Origin of the sequence: Enterobacter cloacae complex sp. P1B (genome assembly GCF_014982345.1) — a bacterium.
Classification (GTDB): Bacteria; Pseudomonadota; Gammaproteobacteria; order Enterobacterales; family Enterobacteriaceae; genus Enterobacter; species Enterobacter bugandensis.
In genome coordinates this window covers 1-11,905 of the sequence record NZ_JADCLF010000009.1, presented here as the reverse complement: position 1 = coordinate 11,905, position 11,905 = coordinate 1, and the positions used below count along the sequence as shown (strand labels likewise).

Below are 11,905 nucleotides of genomic sequence, written 5' to 3'. Positions count from 1 at the left end.
AAGCCTCGCTAATCAGATGAAGTGCTTACGCAAGCGTTGAGAGAGGAAATCCAGCAGGCTGACGGTGACGATGATGAGCACCATCAGGGCGCAGGTTTGCTGGAACTGGAAACCGCGAATCGCTTCCCACAGGGTGACGCCAATCCCGCCTGCGCCCACCATACCGACCACGGTGGCGGAGCGAACGTTGGACTCGAAGCGGTACAGCGAGTAGGAGATCAGCAGCGGCATCACCTGCGGCAGGACGCCGTAGAGGATCTCTTCGATTTTGTTGGCGCCGGTTGCGCGAATACCTTCCACCGGGCCGGGCTCGATGGCTTCAACCGCTTCCGAGAGCAGCTTGGAGAGCACGCCGGTGGTGTGGATGAACAGTGCCATCACGCCGGCGAACGGACCCAGGCCAACGGCGACAACGAACAGCATCGCAAAGACCATTTCGTTGATGGCGCGACAGGCGTCCATCAGGCGACGCATCGGCTGGTAAACCCACCACGGTACGATGTTTTCGGCGCTCATCAGGCCGAACGGAATGGAGAGAACGACGGCGAGGGCGGTGCCCCAGACGGCGATTTGCAGGGTGATGGCCATTTCGCTGAGGTAGTCCTGCCACTGGCTGAAATCCGGCGGGAAGAAGTCGGCGGCGAAGGTCGCCATGTTGCCGGAATCTTTGAAGAGCAGCAGCGGATCCATCTCCGCGCCCTTCCAGGAGATAACGAGTACCGCCAGCAGGATGGCCCAGCTTATGAGCGAGAACCAGCTGCGCTTCGGCGGCGGGAGGGTGATGGTTTGCATGTTGGCTCCTTAATCTGTTCCCCCTCTCCCCCAAGGGAGAGGGGACTTGTGTTACTGCACCGCTTTATTCACGCTCGTCATCGCACCCAGCGCGGCGGTCAGGCGGTCGAGGTCTTCCAGCTGGGCCTGGATTTCAGAGACTTTGCTGGTCTTCTCCTCTTCCTTCAGCCCTTTGTTGTCCTTCACGGCCTGCATCTGCTTAAACAGCGCCAGCTGGCGAATCGGGACCAGCTGCAGATCGCTGGACGCGCGGAACGGTGCCCAGCCCAGACGTTCCAGAACCGCTTTCTCTTCCGGCGTTTTGCCGTAGTTCATAAAGAAGTCGTAGACCTTGTCCTTGGTGCTTTCGGAGAGATTTTTGCGCCAGACGATCGGGTCGCCGGGGATCAGCGGGGATTTCCAGATGACCTTCAGCTCTTTCAGCTTGTCAGGGGCGGAGGTTTTCAGCTTGTCGAGGTTTTCGGTGTTATTGGTGGCAACGTCCACCTGCTTGTTCGCCACGGCCAGCGCGTTGGTTTCGTGGCTGGCGTTGACGGTGCGCTTAAAGTCGCTGGCGGAGATGTTGTTTTTCGCGAAGACGTAGTAGCCAGGGACGAGGAAGCCGGAGGTGGAGTTCGGATCGCCGTTGCCAAAGGTCAGATCTTTGCGTTTGGCGATCATGTCGTTGAGGTTGTTGATCGGGCTGTCTTTGTTGACGATCAGCACGCTCCAGTATCCTGGAGAACCATCTGCCGCAACGGTCTGGGCAAAGACCTGACCGTTGGCGCGGTCCACCGCTTCCATGGCGGAAAGGTTGCCGTACCAGGCGATGTCCACTTTGTTAAAGCGCATCCCCTGGATGATGCCCGCGTAGTCCGGGGCGAAGAAGGCGTTCACTTTGATCCCCAGTTTGGTTTCCATATCTTTCAGGAACGGTTCCCACTGCGGCTTCAGGTTTTGCTGTGATTCCGTTGAAATGATGCCAAAGTTCAACGCTTTTTCCTGCTCTTCGGCGTACGCCGGGCTTAACAGGGTGCTGATGCTGAACATGCTGGTGAAGGCCAGCGCGGCAACGGCTTTGTAGTTCATTTCCATTCCTCGTTATCGGGGCGTTAAGCAGCCTGCGCGCGTTCTTCGACGCGGTTTACGCTGCGGTAGAGATGGTCAAAACGTTCGTTATCAAACAGATGGCTGGCGCCATCGAAGAACACGTGGCCCTGACGCAGGGCGACGATGCGCTCGCAGTAGCGCAGGGCGTAATCCACCTGATGCAGCGTCACCACCACGGTGATGCCGTCGTTCTGGTTGATGTCGCGCAGGGTTTCCATCACGATGCGGGCCGACTCCGGATCCAACGAGGCGATGGGCTCATCGGCGAGAATGATTTTGGCTTTCTGCATCAGGGCGCGGGCGATAGCGACGCGCTGCTGCTGCCCGCCAGACAGCGTGGACACGCGCTGGTGGGCGAAGTGCGCCATGCCGACGCGGGTCAGCGCCTGTAAGGCTTCCTGCTTCTGTGATGGGGAGAACCAGCGCAGGCAGGTGCGCCAGAACGGGGTGCTGCCGAGCGCGCCAATCAGCACGTTCTCCAGCACCGTCAGGCGGTTCACCAGGTTGAACTGCTGAAAGATGTAGCCCGTCCGGGCGCGGCTTTTGCGAATATCGCTCGCCAGACGGCCCGCATGCTGCACGGTGTTACCCAGCAGCTCGACGCGGCTTTCCGGCGTTTTATCGCAGGTAATAAGGCCGCTTAAGTGACGCAGAAGGGTGGATTTTACTGAACCGGACGGCCCCAGCAGCGCCACCATTTCGCCCTGCTGGACGGTCAGATCAACGGCATGCAGCGCCTTGTTGTGATTGAAGGTCTTGCTCAGTTTCTCGACGCGGATGACAGTGTGCATGTGCTGGGCCTCACGATAAATGTGGCCTCATGCTGGCGCATCAATATGACATTTGGGTTAAGTGCAGGTTGCGGGAGTTTGAAGAGTTGAGGGGAGTTTGATGACAGGCGGAGGCAGACCGCCCACCGCCCGAAAATTAGTGCTGCTGCTTAACGACGTTAATCATCCACGGCACGCCGTACTTGTCGGTGACCTTACCGAAGCCGTGCGCCCAGAAGGTTTCCTGCCAGGCCATGTCGATATTCCCGCCATCGGCAAGGTTGTCGAACCAGCGCTTGCCTTCTGACACATCCTGCGTGTCGAGCACCAGCGTGAAGCCCGCGTATTGTGCGCTGCTGCCCGGCGGCAGCCCGTCGCTCATCATGATATCGCTGCCCGCAATGCGAACGTTGGAGTGAGCGATAGCCGAATCCGGAAACTGCATGCCGGACGGACAGCCTTCTTCGCTGTTATCGCTTTTTGGCATTTCGCCGAAGGTGATTTTATAGAGGAGTTCTGCGCCGACGGCCTGCTGATAGAAGGCGGTAGCCTCTGCACAGTTGCCGGCAAAAGAGATGTAGGGACTTAACGGCATAATCTTTACCTCACGTAAGAAAAGCCCGTTAAGTGTAGTTCCCGAAAGCCCGGTAAGCGAAGCGCTACCGGGCGGGTTAAATCAGTTCTTTTTCACGAACTCAGATTTCAGTTTCATCGGACCGAAGCCGTCAATTTTGCAATCGATATTATGATCGCCTTCCACCAGACGGATATTCTTCACTTTGGTGCCGATCTTCAGCATGGAAGAGCTGCCTTTCACCTTAAGATCTTTCACCACGGTGACGCTGTCGCCATCCGCCAGCAGATTACCGTTGGCATCTTTGACGACCAGCGCATCAGCGTCCTGCGCTGGCTCGGCATCATTCCATTCGTGTGCACATTCCGGGCAGATGAACATGCCATTATCTTCGTATGTGTATTCAGAATTGCATTTTGGGCAGTGTGGGAGTTGCATGTCGGTATCCTCAAAAGTGTTAACGCGCTGGAAAGTGCCAGCTAAATGACGGCAGAGTGCCGAAAAAGGCGGCAAGTATAACGCAAATCCACACTTTTGTCGGTGCTATTGTGAATTTAAAAAACGCAGAAAATGTGTTGCGAGTGACACTTACTGTCAGTCAGCTAAGCGATGCTAACGTCATTAACACGGTGGAAAGAGAAGTCGCTAAATATATCGAATATTTTATTGCGGCAAATTGCTACGCACCTTCATTTCGGATAAGGTGAAGCAACGCATTGTTATTTATCTTCGAACTTTACTGCCATGCATTTCTTATGTTGGCGGCCTATCCCTCTCTTTTTAGGTGGGTAAATAATGATGATATATCCTGAAGCTTCTTAAAATGGGCCAGGCTTTTTATCTTTTGGCTTTCAGGCCTTGAGGAGAGCTTTACACGCCATGCAGGGATAGCCATTTATTTCTGATTATCTTCAATTAGTTATATTTTGGTGAACATGTTTTCCACACGTGATCATATAAGCCTGAACATCATAATTAATACAAGTGGCTTAATAAAAGTAATAAATTTGCGTTAAGGAAAGGCTTTTATCATGCACACACAGACCATTTTTGAATTAAGTCAGGAAGCTGAGCGTTTGTTACAGCTTGCCCTGCAAAATCTCGATACCCTGAAATCAATGCCGACAGCGAAGCTGGAGAGCACGACGGCTGCTATTACAGGTGAAAAGAACAACGTGCTGCCTTTGCATTTTAGTGCGCGCGGCGTCGAAGCGCAGCAGGCAACGCTGAATAATGAATTACGCAAAATAACACGTCTGGAAATGGTTCTGGCTATCGTTGGCACGATGAAAGCGGGGAAATCGACCACCATTAATGCCATTGTGGGTACCGAAGTGTTGCCGAACCGCAACCGCCCAATGACGGCGCTGCCTACGCTGATACGTCATACGCCAGGCCAGAAAGAGCCGGTGCTCCACTTCTCACATGTCTCTCCTATTGATGATTTGATTCACCTGCTGCAGAAAAAGCTTGGCGATTACGATCGCGGCAAGCTGGCTCTGCAACTGGAAATTGATAAGGACATGAATACGCTGCTGGAGCGTATTGAGAAAGGCGAGGCCTTTGAAAAGCATCATCTCGGGGCGCAGCCAATATTTCATTGCCTGAAAAGTCTCAATGACCTGGTGAGGCTCTCCCAGGCGCTGGGCGTGGCGTTTCCGTTCTCTGAATACGCGGCCATCGAACATATTCCGGTGATTGAAGTGGAGTTCGTGCATCTTGCGGGTCTGGATGCGCACCTCGGGCAGCTGACGCTGCTCGATACCCCCGGCCCCAATGAGGCCGGACAACCGCATCTGCAAAAAATGCTTAGCGAACAGCTAGCCCGCGCGTCGGCGGTGCTGGCGGTGATGGATTATACCCAGCTTAAATCTATTTCTGATGAAGAGGTCCGTCAGGCTATTTCGGTTGCGGGGAAATCAGTGCCTCTGTATGCGCTGGTGAATAAATTCGACCAGAAGGATCGCAATAGCGACGATGAAGAGCAGGTCAGGGCGATGATCTCCGGTACCTTAATGAAAGGCACTATTTCGCCTGGCCAGATCTACCCTGTTTCCTCTATGTGGGCGTATCTGGCAAACCGCGCCCGCAACGAGATGAATGCCCGTGGACGCCTGCCGGATCATCAGGAGCAGCCCTGGGTGCAGGATTTTGCCGAAGCCGCACTCGGACGCCGCTGGCGTTCGGCGGACCTGGACGATATAAACCATATCCGTCACGCAGCCGATTTGCTCTGGGAAGATTCGCTGTTTGAACAGCCGATACGCAAACTGATTTACGCCGCCTATGCCAATGCCTCGCTATTCGCGCTGCGCTCGGCCTCGCATAAGCTGCTCAACTACGCGCAAAATGCCCGGGAGTATCTCGACTTCCGCTATCAGGGGCTGACGGTGGCCTTTGAGGGGCTGGAACTGAACATCGCGCGTCTTGAAGAGGATATGGCGCTGCTGCAGACGCGCCAGAGCGCGGTGAGCGATGAGGTGAAACATGAAGTTGACCAGGCGCTGAACGCGACCGCGGACTTTATGGAGGCCGAAAAATCGGCGCTTCACCAGGCAGTGGGCCATGTGTTCAGCACTCAAAATATTCTTGATTTGGCAGGCGTTGAGCGGCTGAATCGCCGCAGTGATAAACTGCAAGAGCGGGAACCGCTGGTTCTGGATGATGAAGGTCAGGCGCAGATCGTCCTGAGTAAAATTCGCTCCTCCTGTGAACTCATCATGCTGGATGCGCAGGCAAAAATTGCCCGGGAGCTGGCGTTACGCTTCGATCAGCTGGAATCTACGCTGGCGCGCTCGCTGAATGACGCTATCCGCCCCATTGAAACGCGTATAAAAGAGCATCTGAGCCATGCCGGCTTCCGGGCGCGGATCAGCTTCCCGGCTTTTCAGGCAAACCAGCTTGACTTCAATACGCGCGCGCTGTTTAACGATGCCATTGCACAGGATAACCGCCCGGCAGGTCAACTTTCCGCCGGGAGCAGTATGCGTGAAACCGTTTCGCGTTGGCTCAATAATCCGGGCTGGGGCTGGGATGAGTATGTGGTCACGCGCACGCACTATGTTATCGACATTGCGCAACTGCATGACAAATTTAAGCAACATATTGATCAGTTTTGTGAACAAATACGTAAAGCTTTGTCCGCGCAGGTCGATGTCTCTGTTACGGCCGGAATGGCGACGTTCTTTGCAGAATTTTCGTTATGCCTGACCGGGTTACAGGAAAGCTTGCGTGATAGCCTCGCAGTGCGTCAACAAAATGAGCATTCAACCCGAGCGCTCAGCCAGCTGTTGAAGCAAAGCATTTCGACTGCGACGTGGATTCAGGAAGATACCCGACTGTTACGCGATGACATTCAAACTCTATTCGCAGCAGAGCAACCATGACAACACAGCTACTGGACGGTCCCGGGCGGACGCTGGAGTGTATTCATCCCAGGTTTATGGTCGATCTTGTGCAGGGCGTGGACGCGGCGCGCCATCCCCATCTGGGGCCGCAGCAGCTGCAGTTTCGTGAACGTTTGACTCAGGAGATCATGACGCATACCCGGCTACGGCCCTGGGCGATGGCGGGAATGCTTAACGAGAACGCGGCCCTGCGCCTGGGGCTGGCGGAAAAACTCGCCGGCATGTTGGATCCAGGCCATCTTGCGCTGACGCTGATGGCCGATAAACTGACTGCACTGTGCCAGCAGGCTCACCTGCGCGCTCAGCCATCTCCCGGCCTGCTTGAACAGTATGCGGAGCTCTCCTCTCATTTTACCCAACGTGCCGCCTATAAAGAAAAGGCGCTGACCCAGCGTGGACTGACGGTACAGGCGGGCGAGCACAGTGAACAAATTTTCACCCGCTGGCGAGCCGGTCACTATGATGGCTGGTCTTTGGCCGGGCGCTGCTTCATTGTTCTGGAAGAGCTGCGTTGGGGAGCATTTGGCGATGCCTGCCGTCTGGCGAACAACGATGTGTCGGCCATGCTCAAGGATAATTTACGCAGCATGGCCGCCAACTACCTCGCGCAGGGCATCAATGCGTCTCCCACAACGCGCCATTTCTATCATCAATGGCTGACCACACCCGCTTCGGCGGGTTTAATCGATCACAAAGACATGCTGGGCTGGCTGGGCGACTGGTGTCAGGCGGATATACACCCGGTGAGTTGGTCAGTGACGCAAAACTGGCAGACTGTCGCGCTGGGTATGCCGAGGCTGTGTTCGGCAAAACGGCTGGTGGATGCAATGGTGGAAGAGATTTTTGGTTGAACCCCACATCCTGACCCTCTCCCCCCAGGGGAGAGAGGATGGCTGGCGCGGTGTGTTAGTGATTCATTTCTATCGGTTTCGGTTCAGGCGGGATCTCTTGCACATTTCCGTAGCGTTTCGCGTATAGCGCCGTGATGATGGGCACCAGGATTGCGGTGACAATCACGCTGGCGGCAACCAGTGCCGTCGCGGACGCGGCCACCGGTTCGAAGGCCGGGTTAATCTGGGCGATAATCACCGGGTTTGCAACGGCAGCGCCTGCGGCTGAAGAGGCGGCGACGCCCGCCGTGCCGTTTCCTCCCCCGATTACGCGGTCAGCAATGATCAGCGGAATACCGGTGATGATGATAACCGCGACACCCAGCACAATCCCCAGCAGTCCCGTATCCAGAATCACGTTCAGGTTGATGGTGTTACCCAGCGCAAAGCCAAAGAATGGGATCAGCACCGGCGTGGCTTTGCTGAAGAAATCACGCAGATCGTGATCCAGATTGCCCAGTGCGAAGCCGATCAGGAATGGCAGGATCGCGCCGACAAAATGATGGGGCTCAAAAGAAGCCAGGCCAGCGGACCCCAGGATCAACATCGTCATGAGCGGGCCGGACTCCAGAGACATCAAAACAAACGCGCCGGACTCCTCTTTCGTTCCATACTGGTTCATCAGGCTGGCATACAGCCCGCCGTTGGTCATGTCCATCGCCGAGACAATCGCCAGGACGGATAACCCGGCGAAGAAACCGGTCTGAATTCCATTTTCAGGAATGAACATCGCGCATATCATTGCGACCACCCAGGCAACCGCTATTTTGGTTATCACCAGCGTTCCGGATTTGCGTAATACGGTACCGGTTGCCCGCAAATTAATGGATGCGCCGATACAAAAGAACCAGACCGCCAGGATGGGAACGGTACCCGTAATCATCCCCTTTGTGAAACCACCAAAATAAGCCCCGGTTTCAGGTGCTAATGTATTCAGAATAGCACCGAGTACCAGCGGCACCAGCATCATACCACCCGGTATGCGTTCTATCGTGGCTTTAATCTTCATCTCTAACCCTCACAATTTCGCCTCTCATGGTGAGCGGCAGGTGCGAATAAAAAAATCAATAAATTCAATTTGATGAAGGGTGCTCTTGATGATTGGTTTGTGATAACCCTGCACCGAAATTCAGTTAGCGCTCTCGTTTCCTCTCGTCAGAAAACATGCGTCGCTATGTTTCAGGAATTATCATGCGATCGATGGAATATCGATTCAATGAAAATAAAACGGTGTTTTAGTTATCTTCATCACATATTGAATGTAAACTTTACGGCGCGTTGTGAGAGCTGAAAATTTATGTAAATCTCTTGTAAAAAATATGGCTTTTTATTCTGTTGGGAAAAGAAAAAGGATGAGGCCGAAAATGAGGGCTCTGGAAGGTTGAGAAAGTACTTATTTGCGGTAGTTGACAAAAACTGTCTTCACCTGACGCAGTATAAATATATGTGTGAAGTTGATCACAAATATAAACGCTGGTAGGGTAAAAAGGTCATTAACTGCCCAGACAGGCGTCAACAGGTTCGGTTGTATCGACGGTAAACGTCAATGTAAGTAAACCTGCTACGCTTGAAGATGGAGGTTCGCACGGAGCGGATCTCGGGTTCACAGAGTGCGAGTTGGCTGTGGAACGGACAGGGCTAAGTCTACGAGGAAAGCTATGCTAAGAAGGAAAAAGGTTAAACCCATTACGCTTCGCGACGTCACCATTATTGATGACGCTAAACTGCGTAAAGCGATCACCGCCGCCTCGCTCGGTAATGCGATGGAATGGTTCGATTTCGGTGTCTACGGCTTTGTTGCCTATGCATTAGGTAAAGTGTTCTTCCCCGGTGCTGACCCAAGCCTGCAGATGATTGCCGCGCTGGGTACATTCTCCGTTCCTTTCCTGATCCGCCCGCTGGGTGGTCTGTTCTTCGGTATGCTCGGTGACAAATACGGTCGCCAGAAAATACTCGCTATCACCATTGTCATTATGTCGATCAGTACGTTCTGTATCGGCCTAATACCGTCCTATGCCACGATCGGCATCTGGGCACCTATTCTGCTGTTGCTCTGTAAGATGGCGCAGGGCTTCTCTGTCGGGGGCGAGTATACCGGGGCGTCGATCTTCGTCGCGGAGTATTCCCCTGACCGTAAGCGCGGCTTTATGGGCAGCTGGCTGGACTTCGGTTCGATTGCCGGGTTCGTGATGGGCGCGGGCGTCGTGGTTCTGATTTCAACCGTGGTCGGTGAGGAGAACTTCCTCGACTGGGGCTGGCGTATCCCGTTCTTTATCGCGCTCCCGCTGGGTATTATCGGTCTTTACCTGCGACATGCGCTGGAAGAGACACCTGCGTTCCAGCAGCACGTTGAGAAACTGGAGCAGGGTGACCGCGAAGGGCTGCAGGACGGCCCGAAAGTGTCCTTTAAAGAGATTGCGACAAAGCACTGGCGCAGCCTGCTGACCTGTATTGGTCTGGTGATTTCCACCAACGTCACTTACTACATGCTGCTGACCTACATGCCGAGCTATCTGTCGCATAACCTGCACTACTCGGAAGATCACGGCGTGCTGATTATTATCGCCATCATGGTGGGTATGCTGTTTGTACAGCCGATTATGGGTCTGCTGAGCGACCGCTTTGGCCGTCGACCGTTTATCATCCTGGGTAGCGTAGCGCTGTTCGCGCTGGCGATCCCGGCGTTTATTCTGATCAACAGTAACGTGCTGGGTCTGATTTTCGCGGGTCTGCTGATGCTGGCGGTGATCCTGAACTGCTTTATCGGGGTGATGGCATCCACATTACCTGCGATGTTCCCGACGCACATTCGTTATAGTGCGCTGGCGGCGGCGTTCAACATCTCCGTTCTGATTGCCGGCCTGACGCCTACGCTTGCCGCCTCTCTGGTGGAAAGCACGCAGAACCTGATGATGCCAGCCTACTACCTGATGGTTATTGCGGTAGTCGGCCTGGCGACCGGCCTGACCATGAAGGAGACGGCGAACCGTCCTCTGAAAGGGGCGACGCCTGCGGCATCTGATATTCAGGAAGCGAAAGAAATCCTGCGCGAGCACTACGATAACGTTGAGCAGAAAATTGAGGATATCGACGCAGAGATTGAAGAGCTGCAGAAGAAACGCTCCCGTCTTGTTGATCAACATCCCCGCATTAACGAGTAATAAAGAAACCCGCCAACGGCGGGTTTTCTTTTATTAGCATCCGGCGGCGATGTAGTCGCCGTTGGCGCTAATGGGGATGACGGTCAGGAACAGGACGGTCGCGAACAGGATCAGGATGATACCTCCAGCAATTTTAACTGCCGGTACCAGCCATCTGAACGCGCTATCTCCCCCGAACCATGCCACCGTGCGTTCACGGGCATAACGAACCGCCAGTGATAGCCCCATAATAGAGAGTGCCGTTCCTAAAGACATGGTCATAACGGCCGCCATTCCCCAGGTGACAATGCCCAGCGCGTTCGAAAACATCAGAATCATGATTGCACCGCTGCACGGACGTGCGCCAATCGCCAGAATGACGCCCAGACGCGTTTTCCAGTCACCTTGTGTCAGATCTGCGCCCACGCCGTGATGACCACAGCCACAGTGTTCATAGTGCTGATGAAGGGGAGTGATGGCTGAGATCCTTATTCTTTGAGGCCGCAGGCTTTTCAGCGCCTGGTAAATGATGAAAGCACCAAACGCGCCAATCAGCACGGCGCTTATCTTCTCGACATACCAGCGGCTGGTGCTGATATCCCCTGACGCGAGGTTAAATCCTACTGCCAGAATAAAGACAAACAGAATGGCGCTGACGCCCTGCATCAGGCTGCCAAGAAAGGGAACGGTGCGTGCGGCCAGTTCGCTCTCCTTATTTGTGCTCAGGTAGGTTGTCACGATGAACTTCCCGTGCCCCGGCCCGATGGCGTGAAGGACGCCATAAAAGAAAGCGCCTGTTAAGAGCCATAATCCACCGCTGTACTGGTTGTTATTAAGCTGCAGTAGATACATCACCAGATAACGGTGCAGCGTAATCTGCGTGGCAAGGCACCACTGGATAAAGGCGTTCCAGTGCGTATGCAGCGTAAAAGCGGCGAAGAGGATGGTCAGCAGCATCAATCCGGCCGTAGGGAGGCGCCAGTCGCGAGGCAGGCGTTGTGTATTCATCAGAGGAGCTCTGCGGAGAAGAATATTTGCCGCTAGTATAGTTGATCTTCTCTTTCAGTTCGCAGGATCGCATCAGGATCTTGCTGTAATTGTGGATAAGTCTGTGCGTAAAAGGGTATAAGGCGGGGTTTTGCTGGGGAATGCAGCAGTCAGTCATTTTTCTGTCATTTAGCGGTTGCGGCCCGCGGAGAACTCCCTATAATGCGCCTCCATCGACACGGCGGATGTGAATCAC

10 protein-coding genes are annotated in these 11,905 nt (G+C 54.3%); 3 read left to right on the top strand and 7 right to left on the bottom strand.

Features of this window, described 5'->3' with window-relative positions:
- Positions 1 to 12 precede the first annotated feature (12 nt).
- The 5 genes from phnE to INF77_RS10470 form a co-directional block, all read right to left on the bottom strand.
- Positions 13 to 792 carry a phosphonate ABC transporter, permease protein PhnE gene (gene phnE, locus INF77_RS10490; RefSeq protein ID WP_028015213.1) on the bottom strand — a complete coding sequence of 260 codons (780 nt, stop codon included), beginning with the start codon at positions 790 to 792 and terminating at the stop codon, positions 13 to 15.
- Between the two features lie 51 nt (positions 793 to 843).
- Positions 844 to 1,860 (bottom strand): phosphonate ABC transporter substrate-binding protein, encoded by a 1,017-nt coding sequence (gene phnD, locus INF77_RS10485; RefSeq protein ID WP_028015214.1) that lies wholly within the window; start codon positions 1,858 to 1,860, stop codon positions 844 to 846.
- Between the two features lie 23 nt (positions 1,861 to 1,883).
- Complete coding sequence (gene phnC, locus INF77_RS10480; protein WP_193532255.1) at positions 1,884 to 2,672, bottom strand: phosphonate ABC transporter ATP-binding protein; 789 nt, start codon at positions 2,670 to 2,672, stop codon at positions 1,884 to 1,886.
- Positions 2,673 to 2,808: 136 nt separating this feature from the next.
- Positions 2,809 to 3,246: a VOC family metalloprotein YjdN gene (gene yjdN, locus INF77_RS10475; protein WP_028015216.1), complete on the bottom strand. Its 438-nt coding sequence runs from the start codon at positions 3,244 to 3,246 to the stop codon at positions 2,809 to 2,811.
- An 81-nt stretch (positions 3,247 to 3,327) separates the two neighbouring features.
- Positions 3,328 to 3,663: a zinc ribbon domain-containing protein YjdM gene (locus INF77_RS10470; protein ID WP_028015217.1), complete on the bottom strand. Its 336-nt coding sequence runs from the start codon at positions 3,661 to 3,663 to the stop codon at positions 3,328 to 3,330.
- 593 nt (positions 3,664 to 4,256) lie between these two features.
- On the opposite strand from INF77_RS10470, the gene crfC reads away from it, so the two are divergent.
- Positions 4,257 to 6,611, top strand: coding sequence for a clamp-binding protein CrfC (gene crfC, locus INF77_RS10465; RefSeq protein WP_193532256.1), 2,355 nt, complete (start codon positions 4,257 to 4,259; stop codon positions 6,609 to 6,611).
- Positions 6,608 to 7,483, top strand: coding sequence for a diguanylate cyclase regulator RdcB family protein (locus INF77_RS10460; protein ID WP_028015219.1), 876 nt, complete (start codon positions 6,608 to 6,610; stop codon positions 7,481 to 7,483). The genes crfC and INF77_RS10460 overlap by 4 nt, the downstream gene beginning before the upstream one ends.
- A 55-nt stretch (positions 7,484 to 7,538) precedes the next feature.
- Here the strand turns inward: INF77_RS10460 and kdgT are convergent, their stop codons facing one another.
- A complete protein-coding gene (gene kdgT / locus INF77_RS10455) occupies positions 7,539 to 8,531 on the bottom strand; it encodes a 2-keto-3-deoxygluconate transporter (RefSeq protein ID WP_028015220.1) in 993 nt (330 codons plus the stop codon).
- 649 nt (positions 8,532 to 9,180) lie between these two features.
- On the opposite strand from kdgT, the gene proP reads away from it, so the two are divergent.
- The gene (gene proP, locus INF77_RS10450) at positions 9,181 to 10,683 is read left to right on the top strand and encodes a glycine betaine/L-proline transporter ProP (RefSeq protein ID WP_041911505.1); all 1,503 of its coding nucleotides are present in this window, start codon (positions 9,181 to 9,183) and stop codon (positions 10,681 to 10,683) included.
- A gap of 33 nt (positions 10,684 to 10,716) precedes the next feature.
- Here proP and INF77_RS10445 read toward each other — a convergent pair whose 3' ends face one another.
- Positions 10,717 to 11,670, bottom strand: coding sequence for a nickel/cobalt transporter (locus tag INF77_RS10445; protein WP_193532257.1), 954 nt, complete (start codon positions 11,668 to 11,670; stop codon positions 10,717 to 10,719).
- Positions 11,671 to 11,905: the final 235 nt, after the last annotated feature.